Origin of the sequence: Geobacillus sp. G4 (assembly GCF_040327975.1) — a bacterium.
GTDB classification, from domain to species: Bacteria; Bacillota; Bacilli; order Bacillales; family Anoxybacillaceae; genus Geobacillus; species Geobacillus thermoleovorans.
Genome location: NZ_JBEPJY010000004.1, coordinates 209,420 through 231,004 on the forward strand (window position 1 = coordinate 209,420; position 21,585 = coordinate 231,004).

General features: G+C 52.6%; 24 protein-coding genes. 15 read left to right on the plus strand and 9 right to left on the minus strand.

Translation table 11 applies throughout. The annotated features are described in order from the left end of the window. Nucleotides 1-55: 55 nt before the first annotated feature. From opp3b to ABS784_RS07115, 4 genes are read left to right on the plus strand one after another with little or no spacing between them, the layout of a single operon-like run. Nucleotides 56-985 (plus strand): oligopeptide ABC transporter permease, encoded by a 930-nt coding sequence (gene opp3b, locus ABS784_RS07100; protein WP_011230313.1) that lies wholly within the window; start codon nucleotides 56-58, stop codon nucleotides 983-985. Continuing rightward, nucleotides 982-2,004 carry an oligopeptide ABC transporter permease gene (opp3C, locus tag ABS784_RS07105; RefSeq protein WP_013146073.1) on the plus strand — a complete coding sequence of 341 codons (1,023 nt, stop codon included), beginning with the start codon at nucleotides 982-984 and terminating at the stop codon, nucleotides 2,002-2,004. The genes opp3b and opp3C overlap by 4 nt, the downstream gene beginning before the upstream one ends. A 21-nt stretch (nucleotides 2,005-2,025) precedes the next feature. Continuing rightward, entirely contained in the window at nucleotides 2,026-3,087 is a 1,062-nt protein-coding gene (locus tag ABS784_RS07110) for an ABC transporter ATP-binding protein (protein ID WP_014195173.1), read from the plus strand. Next, the gene (locus ABS784_RS07115) at nucleotides 3,080-4,015 is read left to right on the plus strand and encodes an ABC transporter ATP-binding protein (RefSeq protein WP_020278701.1); all 936 of its coding nucleotides are present in this window, start codon (nucleotides 3,080-3,082) and stop codon (nucleotides 4,013-4,015) included. The genes ABS784_RS07110 and ABS784_RS07115 overlap by 8 nt, the downstream gene beginning before the upstream one ends. Before the next feature lie 88 nt (nucleotides 4,016-4,103). On the opposite strand, the gene ABS784_RS07120 is transcribed toward ABS784_RS07115, so the two are convergent. Beyond that, on the minus strand, nucleotides 4,104-4,286 hold the full coding sequence (locus ABS784_RS07120; protein ID WP_011230317.1) for a hypothetical protein: 183 nt from the start codon (nucleotides 4,284-4,286) through the stop codon (nucleotides 4,104-4,106). A gap of 312 nt (nucleotides 4,287-4,598) precedes the next feature. Here ABS784_RS07120 and spxA point away from each other — a divergent pair, with 312 nt between their 5' ends. Further along, nucleotides 4,599-4,997, plus strand: coding sequence for a transcriptional regulator SpxA (gene spxA / locus ABS784_RS07125; RefSeq protein WP_014195175.1), 399 nt, complete (start codon nucleotides 4,599-4,601; stop codon nucleotides 4,995-4,997). A 50-nt stretch (nucleotides 4,998-5,047) separates the two neighbouring features. Here spxA and ABS784_RS07130 read toward each other — a convergent pair whose 3' ends face one another. Next, nucleotides 5,048-5,707, minus strand: a complete 660-nt coding sequence (locus tag ABS784_RS07130; protein ID WP_014195176.1) for a TerC family protein — start codon at nucleotides 5,705-5,707, stop codon at nucleotides 5,048-5,050. 210 nt (nucleotides 5,708-5,917) lie between these two features. Here ABS784_RS07130 and mecA point away from each other — a divergent pair, with 210 nt between their 5' ends. The 4 genes from mecA to pepF all read left to right on the plus strand — a co-directional run bounded on the left by mecA (nucleotide 5,918) and on the right by pepF (nucleotide 11,543). Continuing rightward, the gene (gene mecA / locus ABS784_RS07135) at nucleotides 5,918-6,598 is read left to right on the plus strand and encodes an adaptor protein MecA (RefSeq protein WP_011230320.1); all 681 of its coding nucleotides are present in this window, start codon (nucleotides 5,918-5,920) and stop codon (nucleotides 6,596-6,598) included. A gap of 96 nt (nucleotides 6,599-6,694) precedes the next feature. Continuing rightward, a complete protein-coding gene (gene cls / locus ABS784_RS07140; protein ID WP_011230321.1) occupies nucleotides 6,695-8,203 on the plus strand; it encodes a cardiolipin synthase in 1,509 nt (502 codons plus the stop codon). A gap of 188 nt (nucleotides 8,204-8,391) precedes the next feature. Next, nucleotides 8,392-9,720 carry a competence protein CoiA gene (locus ABS784_RS07145; RefSeq protein WP_011230322.1) on the plus strand — a complete coding sequence of 443 codons (1,329 nt, stop codon included), beginning with the start codon at nucleotides 8,392-8,394 and terminating at the stop codon, nucleotides 9,718-9,720. After that, complete coding sequence (pepF, locus tag ABS784_RS07150; protein ID WP_352511970.1) at nucleotides 9,720-11,543, plus strand: oligoendopeptidase F; 1,824 nt, start codon at nucleotides 9,720-9,722, stop codon at nucleotides 11,541-11,543. The genes ABS784_RS07145 and pepF overlap by 1 nt, the downstream gene beginning before the upstream one ends. 13 nt (nucleotides 11,544-11,556) lie before the next feature. Here the strand turns inward: pepF and ABS784_RS07155 are convergent, their stop codons facing one another. The 5 genes from ABS784_RS07155 to ABS784_RS07175 all read right to left on the minus strand — a co-directional run bounded on the left by ABS784_RS07155 (nucleotide 11,557) and on the right by ABS784_RS07175 (nucleotide 14,795). Further along, nucleotides 11,557-11,754 carry a hypothetical protein gene (locus ABS784_RS07155; protein WP_011230324.1) on the minus strand — a complete coding sequence of 66 codons (198 nt, stop codon included), beginning with the start codon at nucleotides 11,752-11,754 and terminating at the stop codon, nucleotides 11,557-11,559. Between the two features lie 425 nt (nucleotides 11,755-12,179). Further along, entirely contained in the window at nucleotides 12,180-13,073 is an 894-nt protein-coding gene (spxH, locus tag ABS784_RS07160) for a ClpXP adapter protein SpxH (protein WP_011230325.1), read from the minus strand. Beyond that, the gene (locus tag ABS784_RS07165; protein WP_011230326.1) at nucleotides 13,066-13,479 is read right to left on the minus strand and encodes a globin domain-containing protein; all 414 of its coding nucleotides are present in this window, start codon (nucleotides 13,477-13,479) and stop codon (nucleotides 13,066-13,068) included. Before ABS784_RS07165 ends, spxH begins: the two co-directional genes overlap by 8 nt. 102 nt (nucleotides 13,480-13,581) lie before the next feature. Next, the gene (locus tag ABS784_RS07170) at nucleotides 13,582-14,205 is read right to left on the minus strand and encodes a lytic transglycosylase domain-containing protein (RefSeq protein ID WP_011230327.1); all 624 of its coding nucleotides are present in this window, start codon (nucleotides 14,203-14,205) and stop codon (nucleotides 13,582-13,584) included. Beyond that, the gene (locus ABS784_RS07175) at nucleotides 14,202-14,795 is read right to left on the minus strand and encodes a CYTH domain-containing protein (protein ID WP_011230328.1); all 594 of its coding nucleotides are present in this window, start codon (nucleotides 14,793-14,795) and stop codon (nucleotides 14,202-14,204) included. Before ABS784_RS07175 ends, ABS784_RS07170 begins: the two co-directional genes overlap by 4 nt. Before the next feature lie 135 nt (nucleotides 14,796-14,930). On the opposite strand from ABS784_RS07175, the gene ABS784_RS07180 reads away from it, so the two are divergent. From ABS784_RS07180 to ABS784_RS07195, 4 genes are all read left to right on the plus strand, one after another. After that, a complete protein-coding gene (locus tag ABS784_RS07180; RefSeq protein ID WP_011230329.1) occupies nucleotides 14,931-15,308 on the plus strand; it encodes a UPF0738 family protein in 378 nt (125 codons plus the stop codon). A gap of 137 nt (nucleotides 15,309-15,445) precedes the next feature. Further along, nucleotides 15,446-16,084 (plus strand): GTP diphosphokinase, encoded by a 639-nt coding sequence (gene yjbM / locus ABS784_RS07185; protein WP_011230330.1) that lies wholly within the window; start codon nucleotides 15,446-15,448, stop codon nucleotides 16,082-16,084. Further along, on the plus strand, nucleotides 16,081-16,896 hold the full coding sequence (locus ABS784_RS07190; protein ID WP_011230331.1) for an NAD kinase: 816 nt from the start codon (nucleotides 16,081-16,083) through the stop codon (nucleotides 16,894-16,896). The genes yjbM and ABS784_RS07190 overlap by 4 nt, the downstream gene beginning before the upstream one ends. Nucleotides 16,897-17,052: 156 nt before the next feature. Continuing rightward, nucleotides 17,053-17,964, plus strand: a complete 912-nt coding sequence (locus tag ABS784_RS07195) for an RluA family pseudouridine synthase (RefSeq protein WP_011230332.1) — start codon at nucleotides 17,053-17,055, stop codon at nucleotides 17,962-17,964. Here ABS784_RS07195 and prpE read toward each other — a convergent pair. Both prpE and ABS784_RS07205 read right to left on the minus strand, forming a co-directional pair. Then, entirely contained in the window at nucleotides 17,961-18,698 is a 738-nt protein-coding gene (gene prpE, locus ABS784_RS07200) for a bis(5'-nucleosyl)-tetraphosphatase PrpE (RefSeq protein WP_011230333.1), read from the minus strand. The two genes, ABS784_RS07195 and prpE, sit on opposite strands and share 4 nt — an antisense overlap. 206 nt (nucleotides 18,699-18,904) lie before the next feature. Continuing rightward, nucleotides 18,905-20,080: an FtsW/RodA/SpoVE family cell cycle protein gene (locus ABS784_RS07205; protein ID WP_011230334.1), complete on the minus strand. Its 1,176-nt coding sequence runs from the start codon at nucleotides 20,078-20,080 to the stop codon at nucleotides 18,905-18,907. A 198-nt stretch (nucleotides 20,081-20,278) separates the two neighbouring features. Between ABS784_RS07205 and fabI the strand changes: the two genes are divergently transcribed. Together fabI and ABS784_RS07215 are read left to right on the plus strand one after the other, a co-directional pair. Further along, complete coding sequence (fabI, locus tag ABS784_RS07210) at nucleotides 20,279-21,055, plus strand: enoyl-ACP reductase FabI (RefSeq protein WP_011230335.1); 777 nt, start codon at nucleotides 20,279-20,281, stop codon at nucleotides 21,053-21,055. Between the two features lie 119 nt (nucleotides 21,056-21,174). Then, nucleotides 21,175-21,585 (plus strand): CotO family spore coat protein, encoded by a 411-nt coding sequence (locus ABS784_RS07215; RefSeq protein ID WP_011230336.1) that lies wholly within the window; start codon nucleotides 21,175-21,177, stop codon nucleotides 21,583-21,585.

The following is a 21,585-nucleotide window of genomic DNA, read 5'->3' on the forward strand; positions in this document are numbered from 1 at the left end:
GGCGAAAAATGTCGAAAAACAACGAAGATTATAGAAAAGCAGAGGAGGTGCGGTCATGGCGCGGTATACGCTTCAGCGGTTCGTTTATATGATTATCACGTTATTTATCATTGCGACGTTGACGTTCTTTTTAATGAAGCTGTTGCCTGGTTCGCCGCTGCAAAACCAAGAGAAATTAACGCCGGAACAGAAGGCGCTTATTTTAAAAGAGTACGGATTGGATAAGCCCGTGCCTGTTCAATACATTCAATATTTAGGGAATTTGTTGAAAGGAGACTTGGGGGTATCGTTCCAATATGACAACCGCCCAGTGACAGAGCTCATCAGCGATCGAATCGGCCCGTCGGCCCAGCTCGGGTTTCAGGCGATTGTTTTTGGGACGATCGTTGGGTTGATTCTCGGAATTGTCGCGGCGATTCGACATAATCATTGGGAAGATTACACAGCTACGGTCATTGCGGTGTTGGGCGCCTCGATCCCGTCGTTTGTGTTAGGGGGGTTTTTGCAATATTTTATCGCTGTGAAACTGCAATGGCTTCCGGTCGCCTTTTGGGAAGGCTTCAAATATACGATTCTCCCGACATTGGCGCTGTCTGTCGGGGTCATCGCCAGCATCGCCCGCTTTATGCGCACGGAAATGCTTGAAGTGTTAAGCTCTGACTACATTTTGACGGCTCGGGCGAAAGGGATCAGCCAGGCGGGGGTTATCATCAAGCACGCCATCCGCAACTCGCTTATCCCCGTCATTACCATTTTAGGACCGATGACCGTCAATTTAATGACGGGAACGCTTGTCATTGAGAAACTGTTTGCTGTCCCTGGTCTTGGAGAGCAGTTTGTCCGTTCGATCGAACTGAACGATTACCCGGTTATTATGGGAACGACGTTGTTTTATTCCGCCTTGTTGATTTTGGCCGTCTTTATCGTTGATGTGTTGTACGGGGTTGTCGACCCACGCATCCGGTTAGCGGGAGGGAAAAAATGATGGCGAAACAACAATACGAACAACTTTCACCGGAATGGTTTCAGCCCGCCCCGCCGAACGTCGGTGAGCAGGAAAAAATCAATCGTCCGAGCTTGACGTTTTGGCAGGATGCTTGGCTTCGCCTTCGGGAAAACAAGGCAGCGATCGTGGGGCTCGTGATGATTATCATTTTGACGCTCATGGCGATCATCGCCCCGATGGCGAGCGACCGGACGTATAAAGATCAAAACTTGCGGCATGCGAAACTTCCGCCGAAAATCCCGGTGCTCGAGCATGTTCATTGGCTTCCGTTTGACGGCCGGGATGCGAACGGCGTTGATGTATATAAACAGCGCGGCGTGAAAGAGTACTATTGGTTTGGCACGGATGACTTAGGACGCGACTTGTGGGTGAGAACGTGGTATGGCACGCGCATCTCACTTTACATTGGTTTGCTCGCGGCGTTGATCGACTTATTGATCGGGATTGCGTACGGCGGCATTTCCGGCTACTATGGCGGCCGCGTCGACAATGTGATGCAGCGGATCATCGAAATTTTAAACGGCATTCCGTATTTAATTATGGTCATTTTGTTCATTTTGATTTTTGAGCCTGGAATCATTTCCATCACGTTGGCGATGGTCATTACCGGTTGGACGACGATGGCGCGGATCGTGCGCGGACAAGTGTTGAAATTAAAGAACATGGAATACGTGTTGGCGGCAAGGACGCTCGGAGCGCCGACATCACGGCTCATTTTCAAACATTTGATCCCGAACGTCATCGGCCCGATCATTATTACGACGATGTTCACGATTCCATCGGCCATCTTCACTGAGGCGTTTTTGAGCTTTATCGGCCTTGGCATCCGTCCGCCGGAAGCGTCGCTTGGCTCGCTTGTCAATGATGGATACAAATCGATCCAAACATATCCGCATTTGATGATTATTCCGGCCGTTGTCATCAGCTTGCTCATTTTAAGCTTCAACTTGGTGGCAGACGGAATCCGCGATGCGCTTGACCCGAAAATGCGCAAATAACCGACGGAAGGGGTGAAACCGATGGAGAAAATTTTGCAGGTGAACGATTTGCATATTTCCTTTGACATCCACGCCGGTGAAGTGCAGGCGGTTCGCGGCGTCACGTTCGACTTGTATAAGGGAGAAACGCTGGCGATCGTCGGCGAGTCAGGGTCTGGGAAATCAGTGACTTCAAAAGCGTTGATGCGCCTGTTGCCGACACCGCCGAGCCGGATTAAGCAAGGGGAAATTTTATTTGAAGGCAAAGACTTGACCAAGCTGTCGGAGAAAGAGATGCAATCGATCCGCGGTGCGGAAATTTCAATGATTTTCCAAGATCCGATGACGTCGCTCAATCCGACGATGACGATTGGGAAACAAATTATGGAAGCGATTTTAAAGCATCAAAAGCTGTCGAAAGATGAAGCGCGCAAACGGGCGATTGAACTATTGCAGCTGGTCGGCATTAAAAACGCCGAGCTGCGCATGAAGCAATACCCGCACCAATTTTCCGGCGGGATGCGCCAGCGTGTTGTCATCGCCATCGCCTTGGCGTGCAATCCGAAAATTTTGATCGCCGATGAACCGACGACAGCGCTTGATGTGACGATTCAGGCGCAAATTTTGGAGTTGATGAAAGACATTCAGAAAAAGCTCGGCATGTCGATTATTTTCATCACCCATGATTTAGGGGTCGTCGCCAACATGGCCGACCGAGTGGCCGTGATGTATGCCGGGAAAATCGTGGAGATCGGCACGGTGGATGAAATTTTTTACAATCCGAAACATCCGTACACGTGGGGATTGCTGGCCTCGATGCCGAGCCTTGATCATAAAGATACGGAGCTGTATTCGATTCCGGGTTCGCCGCCGGATTTGTTAAATCCGCCAAAAGGCGATGCGTTTGCGCCGCGCAATCCGTATGCGCTCAAAATTGACTATGAGCTCGAGCCGCCGATGTTCCAAGTGTCTGATACGCACTATGCGGCGACATGGCTGTTGCATGAAATGGCGCCGAAAGTGGAACCGCCGGCTATCGTGCGTGAACGGATGAAACGGTTTGCTGACATCGTCGCCCGGAAAGGAGGAAAACCGCGTGGCTAGACAAAAGCTGCTTGAGGTCAAAAATTTGAAACAGTATTTCCCAGCTGGACGCGGTCAGGTGGTGAAAGCAGTCGACGGCGTCACCTTTGACATTTATAAAGGTGAAACGTTCGGCCTTGTCGGCGAGTCGGGCTGCGGCAAGTCGACAACGGGGCGGACGATCATCCGGCTGTACGAAGCGACGGAAGGAGAAGTGCTGTTTAACGGCGTCAATGTGCACGGCAAAAAATCCAAAAAAGAGCTGAAAGAGTTAAATCGGAAAATGCAGATGATTTTCCAAGATCCGTATGCGTCGTTGAATCCGCGAATGACGGTCGCGGATATTATCGCTGAGGGCATCGACATCCATGGGCTGGCGAAAACGAAAGAAGAACGGATGCAACGCGTGTATGAATTGCTTGAGACGGTTGGCTTGAACCGCGAGCATGCCAGCCGCTACCCGCATGAGTTTTCCGGCGGTCAGCGCCAGCGGATCGGCATCGCCCGGGCGCTTGCCGTCGAGCCGGAATTCATCATCGCCGATGAGCCGATTTCGGCGCTTGACGTTTCCATTCAGGCGCAAGTCGTGAACTTATTGAAGCGCCTGCAGCGTGAAAAAGGGTTGACGTACTTGTTTATTGCCCATGACTTGTCGATGGTCAAATACATCAGCGACCGGATCGGCGTCATGTATTTCGGGAAAATGGTCGAGCTCGCTGAATCGGAAGAGCTGTACCGCAATCCGATCCACCCATACACGAAGGCGCTCTTGTCGGCCATTCCGCTTCCGGATCCGGAAACGGAGCGGACGCGCAAGCGGATCGTTTACGACCCGGCGCAACATGGCTACAAAGATGGAGAGGAACTTGAATTCCGTGAAATTACGCCTGGCCATTTTGTGCTTTGTTCGGAGGAAGAGTATAAGCGGTATCGGGCGATGTATGCCTAGCAGAATAGAAAAGAGCGCCGCTCCTTCATCGCCGCATGATGCGAACGGTGAAAGAGGCGGCGCCCACCTATGCGCCTGTCTTGGCGCGTTATTTTTTTCCCCCGACGACTTTCCATCCTTGTTGGATGCGGCGAGAGGCCTCGACATGCTTTCCACTTTTGTTTCGGCCGAACATCCGCTCTCCGATCGTGTTGCTGATGTTCCCCATCAATGCGGTGAGGACGACGATCAATGCCGAAGCAATGGCAAAGTCGATGAAATAGCCGGCCATCGGTTCTTCCTCCCTTTTCCTTTTCTACTTTGATTGTAGAGGATTTGCCTTTACTTTGGAAGAGGAAAGAAAGAAAATTGCATTTATCATCGAAAAACTATATCTTTCTTGGCCGATGTATTGTATAATATATCATGTTAAAGTCATTTCAATTTGCAAACGATTGGCAAAGCGGCTGATCGCCAGACTGGCGTTCAGGCCGTGTCGCTATGCTGTCAGACGTCAAACCGGCATAGCGGTGCACGTCTGTCGTCTGACGGACGAGGGAAGCAAGGGATTCCTTGTCAAACCTTGTCAAAAGGAGTGATCGAAGTGGTCAAGCTATACACATCACCGAGCTGCACGTCATGCCGGAAGGCGAAGGCGTGGCTCGAGAAGCACAATATTCCTTATGTCGAGCGCAATATTTTCTCCGAACCGCTCACGGTCGAGGAGATTAAAGAAATTTTGCGGATGACGGAAACGGGGACGGATGAGATCATTTCCACCCGTTCAAAAGTGTTCCAAAAGCTGAACATCAACTTGGAAACGTTGCCGCTGCAAGATTTGTACGAACTCATTCAAAAAAACCCAGGCATTTTGCGCCGGCCGATCATCATTGATGAAAAGCGGCTTCAAGTCGGCTACAACGAAGATGAAATCCGCCGCTTTCTGCCGCGCAAAGTGCGGGCGTATCAGCTTCGTGAAGCGCAGCGGCTGGTGAACGGGTAATAAAAAAACTTCTACATGGTCTGCCATGTAGAAGTTTTTTATCATTTGCTTTATGCGGCGCGCGACCGGCGGTGGGCCGCCAAGCCGAGCAAAACGGCAAGAACGGCCGCCGCCATTGGAAACAGCGCCTCCCCATTCGGGGGGTAAAACGGGCGCAACCGCTCTTCGGCAGCGATCATCTTTCCAGCGGTGTACGCCAAGAGGGCGCCGCCGGCATAAATGAGAATCGGGAACCGTTCCATGGCATAAAGGATGATTTTGCTGCCTAAAATGATGATAGGAACGGAACAGAGAAAACCGAACACAACAAGTCCGATATGGCCTTGAGCCGCTCCAGCGATGGCGATGACGTTGTCAAGACCCATGGCGACATCGGCGGCGACGATCGTCTGGATGGCTTTCCAAAGCGACGGTTCGGCTTTGATCATAGTCGGTTTTTCGTCTTTTTGCCCGATCAGTTTCAAGGCGATCCAAAAGAGGACGACGCCTCCAGCGAGCTGCAAGAACGGAATCGTCAACAGCCAAACGACGGCCACCGTCAAGACAATGCGAACAGCGATCGCCAGCGCGGTGCCGACAATGATGGCCACATTCCGCTTTTGTTCCGGCAAGTTGCGGCTTGCCAGCGCAATGACAACCGCATTGTCCCCGCCAAGAATGACATCAATGCCGATAATCAGCAAGATGGAAACGATGTATTCATCCACCATAGGCGTCCCTCATTCCGTCCGTGTTCATCATCATTATAGTAGGGCATGGCCGGTTTCATAACCAATTTTTAAAAATGCGTTTTTTTATTTCCCTTCTTTCGCTTTTTATCATAAAATAAAAGTACAAGATCATAAGTTTTGATTTAAATAGTTTCAGGGGCACAATCCCTTCCTTTTTTATTTCTCTGTTTTAGAAGGGAGAGTTGAGAAATGGAAATCGAACGCATCAATGAACATACGGTGAAGTTCTACATTTCCTATGTTGATATAGAGGAGCGCGGCTTTGACCGCGAGGAAATTTGGTACAATCGGGAACGAAGCGAAGAATTATTTTGGGAAATGATGGATGAAGTTCACGGGGAAAGCGATTTTTCGCTCGATGGCCCGCTTTGGATCCAAGTGCAGGCGCTCGAAAAAGGGCTTGAAGTCGTCGTGACGAAAGCGCAGTTGTCCAAAGACGGAAGCAAGCTCGAGCTGCCGCTTCCAGAAGAGAAATGGCGCGAGTTTTCGCTGTCAGCTGGTGAAAAGGTGGAATCGCTGTTCGGCCACCATTTCCACTTTGGTCAAAACGGGGACGCCGAGGAGAGAGAAGAGCAAGATGTCCTTCAATTCATCCTTTCGTTCAAGGATATCGAGGATGTCATTTCCTTGGCCCATCGCGCTGACTTCTCTCGGTTGTCGAATCGCCTGTTCCAATTTGAAGGCCGCTATTACTTGTTCGTGGAGTTTGACGAGCGCTACACCGAGCAGGAAGTGGACAATATGCTCAGCCTTCTGTTGGAATACGGAAGCGATTCCCAGCTGACGATTTATCGACTTGAAGAATACGGGACTGAAATTATGGGCGACAATGCACTCGAAACGATCAAAACGTATTTTCCAGCCTTATAATGTTTCCATTCCGCCGATTTCGCCGCCAGAAATCGGCGTTTTCTACGTTAGCGGAAGAAAAACGGCCATCATGAAGAGCCGGGTGGAGGGGTTTTGTTGCGAAACACATCGAGAGTGGCGATTCTCGTCGTCATTGTCGGCGCGTTGCTGGCATTGACGAACGGGTTTTGGGAAGGGAAGCTGCTTGGTCTTTTCAGCGTATTGATGTCTTGTTCCGTCATCTTTATTGCGCTGGTCATTTCTCTTGAGAATCGAAAGCCGGCGCAGACGATCGCTTGGCTGGCGGTGCTGGGGAGCTTTCCGATTGTCGGCTTTTTGTTTTATTTATTGTTCGGACGCAACTATTGGCAACAACGGCGCTATAAAAAGAAAGCCGATTTTGATGAGGCGGTGCTGCTCAAGTTTCAAGAGCCGTCGCCGATTGCCGTCGAGCGGCTGCCGATGGCGCCCCATCAGCGTCCGCTTTTGCGCCTTGCTTATCGCATCGGCCAGCATCCGGTTTCACTTGCTTCGCAGACGGCGGTGTTGACGAACGGAGAGGAGACATTTTCTTCTATTTTTGCTGAACTGGAAAAAGCGGAACACCATATTCATTTAGAATATTATATCGTCCGTCATGATGAAATCGGCCAACAGTTGAAGCGCGTCTTGATGGAAAAGGCGCGCCAAGGGGTGCGCGTCCGTTTTTTGTACGACGCCGTTGGAAGTTGGAAGTTGTCAAACGCCTATATCGAGGAGCTGCGCGCGGCTGGAGTCGAGATGATCCCGTTTTCACCAGTGCGCCTCCCGTTTTTAAGCAACCAAATCAATTTCCGCAATCACCGAAAGATCATTGTCATCGATGGAGGCGTCGGCTTTGTCGGCGGGCTGAACATCGGAGATGAGTATTTAGGAAAAAACAAATATTTCGGATTTTGGCGCGATACGCACTTATTGATCCGCGGTGAAGCCGTCCGGACGCTCCAGCTCATTTTTTTGCAAGATTGGTATTACATGACGGGAGAACGCTTGTTGACGCCGGACTATTTGTCGCCGCCGCTCATCGTCGAGGAAGGGCAAGGCGGGGTGCAGCTCATTGCCGGCGGTCCGGACCAAAAGTGGGAAGTGATCAAACAGCTGTATTTTGCCATGATTACGTCGGCCAAACGGTCGATTTGGGTTGCCTCGCCGTACTTTGTGCCGGATGAAGACATTTTGACGGCGCTCAAAGTGGCGGCGTTAAGCGGCATCGATGTTCGCCTGCTGGCGCCAAAGCGTCCGGATAAAAAAATTGTCTTTTACGCTTCGCGCTCGTATTTTCCCGAGCTGCTCGAGGCTGGGGTGAAAATTTACGAGTATGAGAAAGGGTTTTTGCACAGCAAAGTCATCGTCGTCGATGGCGAGCTCGCCTCGATCGGCACGGCGAACATGGATATGCGCAGTTTCCATTTAAACTTTGAAGTGAACGCCTTTTTGTATTATACCGACAGCATTCATAAACTCGTCCGCGACTTTTTGGAAGATTTTCGCCACGCTTCCATGATCGACTACGAACAGTTTCAACAGCGCCCGTTCCGGGTGCGTATCGCTGAATCGGTCTCCCGGCTGTTGTCGCCTCTGTTGTAACCAACCGCTTGTAAACGCCAGTCCGCCGAATCGGCGGACTTTTTTCGACGCAGTTTGGCTTTGGGCAGGAAAACCGGCGATGGTCAACGAATAAAAGGGAAGAACCGAACGGTGAAGGGGGGCAGCAGAGAACAATTCCAGCTGTTCCCGCTCACGGACAACTATTTTTTACTGGAAAGGAAGTGATCATGTTGTTTGTCGCTCTCGCCGCTGATGGCAGGACGGTTTCGCTTGCCGGGGCGGAAAGATGGGAACGAGAGGGGCTGATGCGCCTGAAACGACAGGAACCGTTTTTTTGTCCCGCGTGCCGTCAAGAAGTGGTGCTCCGGTCGGGCCGCTACCGTTTGCCGCATTTCGCCCATCGAAAAGGGGCGGCCTGCCCGGTCGAGCACGAACCGGAGTCGGAGCGTCACTTAACTGGGAAGCGAGACTTGTTCGCGTGGCTCATTCGCCAAGGCATGGAGGCGAAGCTCGAGCCGTATTTGCCCGCCATCAAGCAGCGTCCTGACGTATTGTTCCGCCATGGCCCACACCTTTATGCCCTCGAATACCAATGTTCCACGATCGATGAATCGCTGTTTCGCGAACGCAATGACGGCTACCGTCTCCTTGGCATCCGCCCGTTGTGGGTGTTAGGAGCCCATCATTTGCGGCGTTCGCCAAAATATTCGGGGGAAGTGCAGCTCTCCCGGTTTCAATGGCTGTTTGCCCATCGCGCTCCACATTCAGTCGTTCCACATATATGGTACTACAGTCCAGAGACGAAACGCTTTATCCGTCTTTTTCGCCCGTTGCCGCTATCGGTGCAGCGAACATTGGCCGCGGTCGATTCGATTCCGCTTTCGTCGTTTTCGTTCCCCGATTGGATGGCCCCCTGCCCGCTGCCGCTTCCATCCGAGTTTTGGGAGCGATGGCTCGAACGAAAAAAACAATGGCGGCGGACGTTTCCGCTTTATCCGAACCAAACCGTGCGCCGCATTTGTGCTGATTTTTACCAGGCGGGCATCGTTCCGTCACTGTTTCCGACCGAAGCAGGCTGGCCAGTGCCGCGGGGGTATTTATGGGAGACGGCGCCGTTCATTTGGCAAACGTATGTCCTTTTGTTTCTTCTTGGAAAGACCGGACGGCCGGCAACGGCAGTATCTTTATTTCAGTGGCTCGACGACAAAATCCGCACCGGCCGCCTCGTTCCGCGCCGGCTGCCGCTTGTCGGCCGGGATACGTATCGTGAGGCCGTCGGCGAGTATTTGCATTGGTTGAGCCTGCTCGGCTATCTCCGCCGCGAAGAGGGCGACCAGCTTCATTTGGTGAAGCCGCTGTCGTTTCCGTCGACCGTCGATCAGATGATTCATCAAGATGCTGCGCTTCTTGAGCAAATTCACCAAACGTCGGCGCTTAGCTGCTATTGGTCAACACTTGAGTTCGGGAGAGTGGAAAAAATGAGCAGAAAACAGGAAAAGATGAACGGAATGGTGAATAATAATTCGTGTATCGATTATTTGTATAAGGAGGAATGATGACGGTGGAGGAAAAGAAAGCGAAAAAGTCGCTGCCGCTGCGAAGCGAGATTCCTGTGGAAGAAACGTGGCGGCTTGAGGACATTTTTCCCACCGATGACGCCTGGGAAGAAGAATTCAAACAAGTGAAGGCAATGATTCCAAAGCTTGGCGAATACAAAGGGCGGCTTGGCGAATCGCCGGAAGTGCTGTATGAAGCATTGCAATGCCAAGATGACGTATCGATGCGCCTCGGCAAGCTGTATACATACGCCCATATGCGCTATGATCAAGATACGACCAACTCGTTTTACCAAGGGCTCGACGCCCGGGCGAAAAGCTTGTACAGCGAAGCATCGAGCGCGATGGCGTTTATCGTGCCGGAAATTTTGGCGATCGATGAAGCGGTGCTGCGCTCGTTTTTGGAACAATACGAGCCGCTTCGCTTGTATGCGCACGCGTTAGACGAAATTACGCGCCAGCGCCCGCACGTGCTGTCGGCAGAAGAGGAGGCGATCTTGGCGCAGGCAGCCGAGGTGATGCAGGCGACATCCGACACGTTCAGCGCGTTGAACAACGCTGATTTGACGTTTCCGACGATCATCGATGAAAACCGCGAGGAAGTCGAAGTCACGCACGGCCGGTTCATCCGCTTTTTAGAAAGCACGGACCGCCGCGTCCGCCGCGATGCGTTTTACGCCGTATACCATACGTATGAGAAGTTTCAAAATACGTTCGCCAATACGCTTGCCGGCACGGTGAAAAAAGACAACTTTTTCGCCCGCATCCGCCACTACCGTTCGGCGCGAGAAGCGGCGTTGGATGCGAACAACATTCCGGAGAGCGTCTATGACAATCTAATCGCCGCGATTCACGAACATTTGCCGCTGTTGCATCGGTACGTGCGGCTGCGCAAACGAGTGCTTGGGCTTGATGAGCTGCATATGTACGATTTGTACACGCCGCTTGTGCAAGAAGTGAAAATGGAAGTGACGTACGAGGAAGCGAAGCAATATATGCTTGAAGGGCTCGCGCCGCTTGGCGAGGAATATGTGGCGATCGTGAAAGAAGGTCTTGACAACCGTTGGGTCGATGTGCGCGAAAACAAAGGAAAGCGAAGCGGCGCCTATTCGTCGGGAGCGTACGGCACCCATCCGTACATTTTGCTCAACTGGCAGGACAATGTGAACAATTTGTTTACACTTGTGCATGAGTTTGGCCATTCGGTGCACAGCTACTATACGCGCAAAACGCAGCCGTATCCATATGCGCATTATTCAATTTTCGTCGCCGAAGTGGCGTCGACGTGCAATGAGGCGCTGTTGAACGACTACTTGCTGAGAACGATCGATGATGAGAAAAAGCGGCTCTATTTGCTCAACCATTATCTTGAGGGGTTCCGCGGCACGGTTTTTCGCCAGACGATGTTCGCGGAGTTTGAGCATTTGATCCATTTGAAGGCGCAACAAGGCGAAGCGTTGACGGCCGAAACGTTGAGCGCCCTTTATTACGACTTAAATAAAACGTATTTTGGCGATGATATTGTCGTGGACAAAGAAATCGGCCTCGAGTGGGCGCGCATTCCGCATTTTTATTACAACTACTACGTGTACCAATACGCAACCGGCTTCAGCGCGGCGACTGCACTCAGTAAACAAATTTTGGAAGAAGGCGAACCGGCGGTGAGACGGTACATCGACTTTTTGAAAGCCGGCAGCTCTGATTACCCGATTGAAGTGTTGAAAAAAGCCGGCGTCGACATGACGAGCGCCGAGCCGATCCGCCAAGCGTGCCAAGTGTTTGCGGAGAAGCTTGATGAGATGGAACGGCTGCTTGAGAAATGAAACGAATGCGGCGCTACAGCCGCATTCGTTTGGACGGAAATCCACGAAACTGATGGCGGCGGTTCCATGTCGCTGCCAATCCAAGCAAGGAGAGAAACAAAAGCGGCATGGTCGCCCAAAGCGGAAGGAGCTGCATGAGGCCCAACAAGTTCAGAATAAAGGCGGCAGTGGATGCCGCCGCCCAAAGGGATAAGACGATGCGCTGCTTCATGGCGATGGCCACCTCTTCCCATTTGCTTTAGTTGATGGCTCTTCACCACAACATGTATTTGACAAGCAATACGGTTTCCTGCACAAAGATGTGCAAAAATCACTGATTTGTTGATTTTCCCTCACAAGCGTAAATAGGGTATGTTCAGAAAAAATCAAGTACAACTTTTGGTGAAGAGCCTAGTTGATTATATGCTGTTTGTCTGCCTGATCATGACGCAGGGCGAATTATGACAATAATGTGAACAAACGAGCAAACGGGTTGCCAATTTAGTTGGACGTTTGGTAAGATAAAAACGTGAACGGAAGACAAAACCTGATACCCCTTTGTTTGACCGTGAACAATTTCTCCCATCCCCTTTGTTGTCTTGGCAACAAGAAAAAGCCCGGCGTCAGCCGGGCTTTTTCTTGCGCCCATCCCTGCTGCTAGGGACGGGAATCATCGATATAGCGCCAAAATGTTCCGTGTTTGACGGGCACCCGCTCCACTTTTTGCTTTAGCTGCAGCTTTTTCATTTCCGTTTCCGCTTCTTGGATCGTCCAGTTGTACACAACGGCAACTTCCTTTGTGGCGACGAATTTAAAATGGCTTAAAAATGATTCCAGCGGAGGAGGAGAGGACGGTTCAGGATGGAAGCCGAGCATTTCAGCGATCAATTCGACGTAGATGTCGTACGGATAGCATCCGGAAATTTTAATGCCTTCGTCTTCAATGTTTTCATTAAACAACACAAGCGTCGGAATTTCGTCAACGTCCATTTCCGAGGTGATTTTTAAATCGCATTGGAACGCTTTCGCCGCTCCCGGCGAGTGCATGTCGCGCAAAAATTCATCGACATCCAAGCCCGCTTTGACGGCGCATTCGGCGAGCACCGACAAATCGGCGACATTTTGTTTTTCGAGAAAGAGCTGTTCTTGCAGCTTGCGCAAAAAGCGAAGGCCAGCCCGCTTTCCTTGCATTTCCGCCGCTTTAATGGCGAGCGATGGGGCGAACGGGCTCGAAATCGGGTTTTCGAGCCAAACGCTGCCGTCGCATGACATGCCGGTGCGGTTCGCCGCCCACTCCCACGCTTTGGCCATTGCCTCCGGCTTCGTTCCTTTGCGCGCGCTCCATGTCGCCCATGTTCCGCTCAATATGTGCCTTAAGGTAAAAAAACGGCCGTATTCGATCGTCAGTTTTTTGATGACTGGTTCAAGCCCCCAGCATTCCGGGCATAAAGGATCGATAAACAAATACAGCTCGAGCGGTTTGTTCGTGTTGCCTAGCGGCTGGGAAGGGTAGCAAGTTGATGTCGTCTTCCCAGCAAACTTCTCACTCAAGGGTATGCTCCTTTCTGTCCAGATGATCTGGGGTATTGACCATATGATGGGCGGTGAGTACGAGCCGGTGATAAAACTGTTCGCGCGCCGGCCCGGACAAGCCGATTTCGTCCATGGCTGCCCGCATGCAGGCAAGCCACGCTTCCGCCCGCTTCGGCGTGATTTCAAAGCGGAGATGGCGCGCCCTCAGCATGGGGTGTCCATGCTCTGCCGTGTAAAGAGGGGGGCCGCCTAAATATTGTGTTAAAAACTGTTTTTGCTTGCGGGCGGTTTCCGTCAAATCGTCAGGGAAAATGGGCCGCAAGTCCGGATGCGCGGCCACGCGACGGTAAAATGCTTCGACAAGTTTCGCAACCGTCTCCTCTCCGCCGATCGCCTCATAAAGAGTTTGCCATTGTTCACCCATCGCGGATGCTCCTTTTGTTTGAAAATCATTCGTTGTCGTTTGATTGCTATTTTATCAACAGCACGCATGGATCTCAAACAAAGTGACTCGAGCGCCGCTCGTTTATGTGCGGTAGCTTTTCAACACGCGTTCGACATACGCCCGCGTTTCGGCAAATGGCGGCACGCCCCCATAGCGGTCGACGTGCCCGGGCCCGGCGTTGTAGGCGGCTAAGGCGAGAGTGATATTGCCGCTGTACCGGTCAAGGAGCTGGCGCAAATATTTTACGCCGCCGTCGATGTTTTGCGCCGGATCAAGCGGGTTGTTGACGCCGAGCATTTTTGCCGTGCTTGGCATGAGCTGCATGAGTCCAAGCGCTCCAGCCGGGCTTTTCGCATCGGGACGGAAATTTGACTCATGGCGAATGACGGCGCGGATGAGCTGCGGGTCAACATCGTATTTTTCCGCTGCCGCCGCGATTAAAGCATCGATGGAAGAAGATGAGTTGGTTGCAGCACCCGCTTCATGTTCGAGCGGGGCGCTGCGATGGCCGGCGGGCGCCGGGGGCTGACCGCTTAGGGCAGCTTGAGGCGCCTCGGCAGAAGATTCCTCACCGCGGCTGAGAGATTCGGCAAGCAAGCTTGAAAACAAGGATGGCACCGGCGATGGCAACAGGCTGGAGCGTCCGGGTGAGAACGCATTGAGCGCCTGCCATTCGATGAGCAGCTTTAATGGCGAAACGGTCATCGTCTTTCCTCCATTTCTTTCATGCGGGCGTAAAAGCGGGCGATTTTGTTTGGCGCCGGGCGGCGCGGGATGCCGAGCGCCTCAAGCAGGCGCAAAAACCGCTTTTCACCCGCTTCCACGTGATCCACTTCATATTCAAGTTCGTAATCTTCGCTTTGCAAGTAACAGTTATGGTCAAGGCATAGCGTGCCGCCTTCATGCGGCCATTCGGCTCGGTCGGTGACAAGGGAGCCAAAGCAGCGCACCTCGTGTGGGTTGATGCCCAGTTCTGCAAGCAAATCGGCGATCGCCCCGCGCGGCGCCGCTATACCAGCAAGCAACGCTTCCGCTTCAGACAGCGAAAGCGGCTCATGGATTTCCAAAATGGTCCCGTCCGCCCGCGTTTGTTTCAGCGTCAAGGTCAGGCGTCCCTCTTTCGCCCGGATGCGCAGCGCTGCCGCTCGTTCTTTCAGGGCGAATGACGGGGTGTCAAAGTAATGGTTTTCCTGGCGGAAGAAAGCGCCATCATCAAGGCGGAAGGCGGCGCGGACGGCAGCAAACTCCGCTGCCGTTAACAAGTTTTTTAATTCGATTTCGATTTCTTGATGCATCGTGAATCCCCTTCAGACAGGATAGTCGTCTCCCTCTATTATCAGCTGTTTTCCGGCGAATATCAATTATTTCGCCTGTATAGGGTGAATATGGTAAAATAAAGGGCGGATGGTTGATGCGGAAGGAGAGAAAACATGAACGAAAAATGGATCGTCGAGCGGGTGGAGCGGGAAGGCGGCCGGCTTTGGCTGTATGTCAATGATGCTCCGGTTCCGCTTGCCCGCGTAACGCCGAAACGCCATATGCTTGTCGATTCGGATGCGTTGGCGTTTGCGTACATTTTGGAAACCGATGACCGCTTTCTATATGTCATGATTCCGAAGCCGTGGTGGCCTGAGCTAAAGGCGGCGCTTGACGCCAAGGAGCCGGTCTGGCTTCGATGTGGAGAGAGGACGCTTGAGCTTGAACAGTTTCACGATGAACTGTCTTATTTGCTTGAAAATATTCGCGGCAACGCCAACTATGGCGAGGCGCTTGAACAGGCGGTGCAAGACGTGTTTTTTGAGCAATAAGCCGGGGGTTTTCCCTTTCCGGCGCGTTCGAACAGGGAGCGGCCCGGTGAATTCGCATCGTGCAGCAAGAAAGAGGCGCGGTTGCGCCCTCTTGACGTAAGCCGCGGGAGATCGAAAACATGTAGGCAGGTGGTACGATGGTCAACCATTGGGATTTGTTTTTAGCCCCGTATAAGCAGGCGGTTGAGGAGCTGAAAGTGAAGCTAAGGGGCATTCGCGCCCAATTTGAGATGATTGAAGCGCACTCGCCGATTGAGTTTGTCACCGGACGGGTGAAGCCCGTCGCCAGCATTTTGGATAAGGCGCAAAAGAAAAACATCCCGCTCGACCGTCTTGAGGAAGAGATGCAAGATATTGCGGGGCTGCGCATCATGTGCCAGTTTGTCGATGACATTAAGACCGTCGTCGAGCTATTGCGCCAGCGCAACGATTTTACGATTGTTGAAGAACGCGATTACATCACGCAAAAAAAAGAGAGCGGCTACCGCTCGTACCATGTCGTCATCCGCTATCCAGTGCAGACGATCCGCGGTGAAAAAAACATTTTGGCGGAGATTCAAATTCGAACGTTGGCGATGAACTTTTGGGCGACGATTGAGCATTCGTTGAACTATAAGTACAGCGGGCGTTTCCCCGAAGATATCAAAGTTCGGCTGCAGCGCGCCGCGGAGGCGGCCTATCGCCTCGATGAGGAGATGTCGAAAATCCGCTTTGAAATTCAAGAAGCGCAGGCTGCTTTTTCTCGAAAACAAGAAGCAAAAGGAGAAGGGCAATGAAACGGACGGACGCGCCGCTCGTGTTCGCCATCACGTCCAAAGGCGACGACATATCAAACGCTCTGGCGCAAAAAATGAAAACGTATTTGCTTGACTTTGACTTGCGTTACGATGAAGAGGAACCTGATCTCGTCATTTCGGTTGGCGGTGATGGAACGCTGTTGTATGCGTTCCATCGCTATTGCCATCGGTTGGACAAGACGGCGTTTGTCGGAGTCCATACTGGCCATCTCGGCTTTTACGCGGACTGGGTGCCGGAGGAACTCGAAAAGCTCGTCATCGCCATCGCTAAGACGCCGTACCAAGTGGTCGAATACCCGCTCCTTGAGGTGACGATCCGCTATCTCAACGGCGGAAGCGAGGCAAAGTATTTAGCGCTCAATGAATGCACAGTCAAGTGCGTCAGCGGGACGCTCGTGATGGATGTCGAGATTCGCGGCGACTTGTTTGAGCGGTTCCGCGGCGACGGGTTGTGCATTTCGACGCCGACCGGCAGCACGGCTTACAATAAAGCGCTCGGCGGCGCGATTTTGCATCCTTCGCTTGAGGCGATTCAAGTGACCGAGATGGCGTCGATCAACAACCGCGTGTTTCGGACAATCGGTTCGCCGCTCGTGCTGCCGGCGCACCATACGTGTTTACTCAAGCCGGTCAACCACGTCGATTTTCAAATTACGATCGACCATTTGTCACTGTTGCATAAAGAAGTGAAGTCGATTCAATGCCGGGTGGCCGATGAAAAGGTGCGTTTCGCCCGCTTTCGGCCGTTTCCGTTTTGGCGGCGGGTGCGCGACTCGTTTATCGCCGACTGAGGGAAAACCCGCCTCCTTGGTTAGGCAACGCTTCCCGTTTGCGGCGAGGTGATGGTCTTTTGGCGCGGATGCCGATTCCGTTTTAGCGGCGCCAAAGGAAAGTGGATGGAACACGATGAGCAAGACGGAGATTTTTGATCAGAAAGGTGACGAACATTGCCGCCGTTTACCATGACCTTTTCCATCGATGAACAGCACGACGGAAAGCTGCTGCGCCAGTTTTTGCAAGAGAACGGCATTTCGCGGACGGCGCTTACCGATATTAAATTCCATGGCGGGGCGCTGTTGGTTGACGGTCGGCCCGTCACCGTCCGCCATGTGCTGCGCGCCGGCGAGACGCTGTCGGTTGTCTTTCCGCCGGAGCGGACAAGCGATTGGATGGACGCAGAAGCGATGCCGCTTGACATTCTGTATGAAGACGATTACGTCCTTGTTGTCAACAAACCAGCGGGATTGGCGACGATTCCGTCGCGCCACCATCCGGGCGGGACGCTCGCCAATGGCTTGCTTCACCATTATCGAAAGCAGCAGCTCGACTCGACCGTCCATATCGTCACCCGGCTTGACCGCGACACGTCCGGGCTCGTGCTCGTCGCCAAGCACCGCCACGTTCATCATTTGTTGTCGGCATTGCAGCAAAAAGGGCACGTTGTGCGCACGTATGAGGCCATTTGCCATGGCGTCATTGTCGAGGATGAAGGGACGATTGACGCCCCCATCGGCCGCCAAAGCGACAGCATCATTGCTCGCGAAGTGCGGGAAGACGGGAAGCCGGCTGTCACTCATTTTCGTGTACTTGAGCGGCTTTATGGCTATACATACGTTTCGCTCCGGCTGGAGACGGGGCGCACGCACCAAATTCGCGTCCATTTGGCTTATCTCGGCCACCCGCTCGCCGGCGATGAACTGTACGGCGGGAGCCGGGAGATGATCGGCCGCCAGGCGCTTCATAGCCGGCAGCTGTCGTTTTTTCATCCGTTTGCCGGGCGCTGGTATACATGTTCCGCCCCGCTTCCTGACGATATGGAGCTCCTCATCGAGGCAACGCGCAGAAGGTGCGCTGATTAGGAGAACGTGCGGAATTTTTCCGGAACGAACGGCATCGAGGAAGGAACGGAGACCGTTTCCATTTCCGGATAGCGCAAGGCGGTCAGCGCGCCGCCGAATACGCAGCCGGTGTCGATGTTGACCGTCCGCCCGACAAACCGCGGTTTTTCGACCGGCGTGTGGCCATATACAACCCATGCGCTGCCGTGATACCGTTTCGCCCAGTCGCGGCGCACCGGCGTCCCGTCCTGGTTCATTTCGCCGGTGATGTCCCCGTACAGGACGAACGTCTTGACTTTTTTGTCCGTCCGCCCGATATAGTCGTGACGGATGCCGGCGTGGGCGATGACAAGGCGCCCCTCATCGAGCACCGCATACAGCGGCGCCTGTTCATACAGGCGGATGAACTTGCGGCGGATCATCTCCTGTTCGCTTGGAGGCAAGGTGCGATATTCTGCGACCGTCGTCTCAAGCCCGTGGGCGATTTGCACGTTTCGTCCTAAAAAAAAGCGGTACAGCTTATTGCAATGGTTGCCTGGCACGTAGTAAGCCAAATTTCGCTCAACAAGGGCGCAGACGATCTCGATCATGTTCAGCGATTCAGGACCGCGGTCGGTCAAATCGCCGACGAAGCCGAGCTTTCGTCCGTCGGGATGAATCGGCACCCCTTCGTCCCAATGGTAGCCGAGTGTTTCCGTCAATGCGGCGAATTCACGGAAGCAGCCATGAATGTCGCCGATGATGTCCACTTGCATCGAATGTGCTCCTTTCTCGCCATAGTGGTTGTACTACCAGTATGTCCGTTCAGTCAGGAAAAGAAAAGATGCGGCGGTTTTGCCCGTCTCATCGCGGCTTTTGCGGGGGCAACGCCCAAACGGCGGAGCCCGCGGCCAGGAAACAAAGAAGTGGAGTTGAGCTTGATGGCGACAAAAAACGCCGCCTGCGGACACAGCAAGCGGCTTTATTCATCGCTTGCGAACATAAACTTCCGCGTTCGCGAATGAACGTTTAAGACGAGGCCGATCGCCAGCATATAAGTCGCCAGCGAGCTTCCTCCATAGCTGATGAACGGAAGCGGCAACCCCGTGATCGGCAAAAGTCCAATCGTCATGCCAATGTTTTGGAACACTTGGAACGTAATCATGCCCGCGACGCCGGCGCATAAATAGCTGCCATATAAATCGTTGCTCTCCAAGGCAATATGGATCATGCGATAAATGAGCAGGAAAAAGAGAGACACGACGATGCTTGAGCCGACAAATCCGAACTGTTCTGAGATGACGCCAAACACAAAGTCTGTGTGCGCCTCCGGCAAATAGACTTGTAAGTTGCCCAATCCTTTCCCATACAGTTCCCCTGACCCAATGGCCATAAGCGAACGGATGAGCTGGAAGCCTTGTTCGTTGGAATATTCATATGGAGCCAGCCAGCCGTAAAACCGGTTCAACTGGTAATCTTCTTTAATAATGTACTTATGGAAGAAATCAGGAAAATAAAAGAAAATGAACACAACGACTGCCACCATTGTTACACCGGAAAGGACAATGCCGAAAATGATGCGCCAGCGGATGCCGGAAACGAGCACCAAGGTGGCGGTGATGGCCATAAACACCATCGACATGCCCATGTCCGGCTGCTTGGCGAGCAAAATGAGCGGCGGCAAGACGGTCAAAGCGATTTTGCCAAGCAATTTAAAATCATCGCTGATCGTCGGTTCGGGATATTTTTCCCGATGGTTGACGATGATGCGACTTAGGACGATGATCATAAAAATTTTCATCAGCTCGGATGGTTGAAAGTTGCCTCCAGGTAGATGGTACCAGCTCGTCGCCCCCTTAATGGTTACTGATCCTGGGACGTTCAATTCCAGCCCAAGCAACAGCAACATCCCGAATCCATACAAATACCAAGCGATTTGAAACAGCCGATCATAGTCAATGATCATCGTCAAGGCGATCACGACAGCGCCGATGGCGTACCATTGCAGCTGTTTCGAAGCGAAGTTGACGTTTTGCAGTTTCTCCGGCAGCATCGGTTCTGCGCTATGGATGGCGATGGCGCTGACGACCGCCATCAAGAATAAAAGGAACAGCATATGGTAATCCAGCTTCGATTTGGAAAAACGATCATGATCCATGGAACGATCCTCTCCATTCAAATGTGCCATATACCATATTAGCGAATCGCGCCGGTTTTGCAAAGTGGGAAAAACCGCCGCCAGCATGAAGGAATCGGAAGGCAAAAGGGAAGCGTGCATTTACATCGGCCGCCGCATCGCCTATAATAGAATTAACACCTGGTGCTAAGAATAAATGATAATTGGGAGGATGAACGAATGGTCTTATCGTTGGAAGGACGTACATATGTCGTGATGGGGGTGGCGAACAAACGAAGCATCGCCTGGGGCATTGCTCGTTCGCTTCACGCTGCCGGCGCTCGGTTGGTGTTTACGTATGCCGGAGAGCGGTTTGAAAAAGAGGTGCGGGCGCTTGTGGATACGCTTGGGGACGAACGTTCGCTTCTGCTGCCATGCGATGTGGCAAAAGATGAAGACATCGTTCAATGTTTCGCGCAAATCAAAGAACAAGTCGGCGTCATCCACGGCGTCGCTCATTGCATCGCCTACGCCAATAAAGAAGACTTGAGCGGGGAATATATGAACGTCAGCCGCGAAGGCTTTTTGCTCGCCCACAATATCAGCGCATATTCGCTCACCGCGGTTGCGCGCGAGGCGAAAGAGCTGATGACGGAAGGCGGCAGCATCGTCACCCTCACGTACTTAGGCGGCGAGCGCGTCGTGCAAAACTACAACATTATGGGTGTGGCGAAAGCGTCGCTTGATGCGAGCGTGAAATATTTGGCGAACGATTTAGGCAAATACGGCATCCGCGTCAATGCCATTTCCGCTGGACCGATTCGCACACTGTCGGCCAAAGGGGTGAGCGATTTCAACTCGATTTTAAAGCAAATCGAAGAACGCGCTCCGCTCCGCCGGACGACGACCCAAGAAGAAGTCGGCGATGCGGCGCTGTTTTTGTTCAGCGACTTGTCGCGCGGCATCACCGGGGAAATTATTCACGTCGACTCGGGATACCACATTTTAGGATATTAAAAACGTGCGAGCAGCCGTTCCTGTTGATGGAGCGGCTGTTTTTTGCTTGACTTGGGCAATTATTGAGATCACGGGCATACATATATAAGGTAAGGCAAGCATGGAAAAGGGGGATCGACGTGCGGAAACAAAACGTTGTGGAGACGGAGCCGTTGCTTTACATTGTGCAGCCAAAAGCGATGCGGGCGGCGGCGCATATGCAAGAAACGTTTATGTGGACTAGCCGAACGCAACAGGAAGAGGAAGGAAATTCCAACGATGAACGAGGCGGCGAGGAGGAACCGACTGAATTTTTTGCCAAAAAAGAATTCCAAGCGATGGCGCTCGACGAGCGGCTGGCCTTTTTGGCGGAGCTGCCCGGCCATTTGCCGCCGCTGAAATGCCAATTTGTCATGAAGGATAAGAGCTATGAAGGCATATTAAAGAAGTGCACGGCGACCGAGTTGACGATCGCCGATGAACAGGGAAACGAAACGGTCATCGGGCGCGCGCAGCTTCTCGCGGTGACGATGATCGGGTTTGTGCAGTAA

Excerpts from the sequence above, each read along its gene's own strand:
- ABS784_RS07190 (WP_011230331.1), top strand. The coding sequence starts at position 16,081 with ATGAAACGGACGGACGCGCCGCTCGTGTTCGCCATCACGTCCAAAGGC.
- ABS784_RS07120 (WP_011230317.1), bottom strand. The coding sequence starts at position 4,286 with ATGGCCGGCTATTTCATCGACTTTGCCATTGCTTCGGCATTGATCGTC.
- ABS784_RS07205 (WP_011230334.1), bottom strand. The coding sequence starts at position 20,080 with ATGGATCATGATCGTTTTTCCAAATCGAAGCTGGATTACCATATGCTG.
- prpE (WP_011230333.1), bottom strand. The coding sequence starts at position 18,698 with ATGCAAGTGGACATCATCGGCGACATTCATGGCTGCTTCCGTGAATTC.
- ABS784_RS07180 (WP_011230329.1), top strand. The coding sequence starts at position 14,931 with ATGAACGAAAAATGGATCGTCGAGCGGGTGGAGCGGGAAGGCGGCCGG.
- ABS784_RS07110 (WP_014195173.1), top strand. The coding sequence starts at position 2,026 with ATGGAGAAAATTTTGCAGGTGAACGATTTGCATATTTCCTTTGACATC.
- fabI (WP_011230335.1), top strand. The coding sequence starts at position 20,279 with ATGGTCTTATCGTTGGAAGGACGTACATATGTCGTGATGGGGGTGGCG.
- ABS784_RS07165 (WP_011230326.1), bottom strand. The coding sequence starts at position 13,479 with ATGGGTGAACAATGGCAAACTCTTTATGAGGCGATCGGCGGAGAGGAG.
- ABS784_RS07170 (WP_011230327.1), bottom strand. The coding sequence starts at position 14,205 with ATGACCGTTTCGCCATTAAAGCTGCTCATCGAATGGCAGGCGCTCAAT.
- yjbM (WP_011230330.1), top strand. The coding sequence starts at position 15,446 with ATGGTCAACCATTGGGATTTGTTTTTAGCCCCGTATAAGCAGGCGGTT.
- pepF (WP_352511970.1), top strand. The coding sequence starts at position 9,720 with ATGACGGTGGAGGAAAAGAAAGCGAAAAAGTCGCTGCCGCTGCGAAGC.
- opp3b (WP_011230313.1), top strand. The coding sequence starts at position 56 with ATGGCGCGGTATACGCTTCAGCGGTTCGTTTATATGATTATCACGTTA.
- ABS784_RS07130 (WP_014195176.1), bottom strand. The coding sequence starts at position 5,707 with ATGGTGGATGAATACATCGTTTCCATCTTGCTGATTATCGGCATTGAT.
- ABS784_RS07145 (WP_011230322.1), top strand. The coding sequence starts at position 8,392 with ATGTTGTTTGTCGCTCTCGCCGCTGATGGCAGGACGGTTTCGCTTGCC.
- opp3C (WP_013146073.1), top strand. The coding sequence starts at position 982 with ATGATGGCGAAACAACAATACGAACAACTTTCACCGGAATGGTTTCAG.
- ABS784_RS07155 (WP_011230324.1), bottom strand. The coding sequence starts at position 11,754 with ATGAAGCAGCGCATCGTCTTATCCCTTTGGGCGGCGGCATCCACTGCC.
- mecA (WP_011230320.1), top strand. The coding sequence starts at position 5,918 with ATGGAAATCGAACGCATCAATGAACATACGGTGAAGTTCTACATTTCC.
- ABS784_RS07175 (WP_011230328.1), bottom strand. The coding sequence starts at position 14,795 with ATGCATCAAGAAATCGAAATCGAATTAAAAAACTTGTTAACGGCAGCG.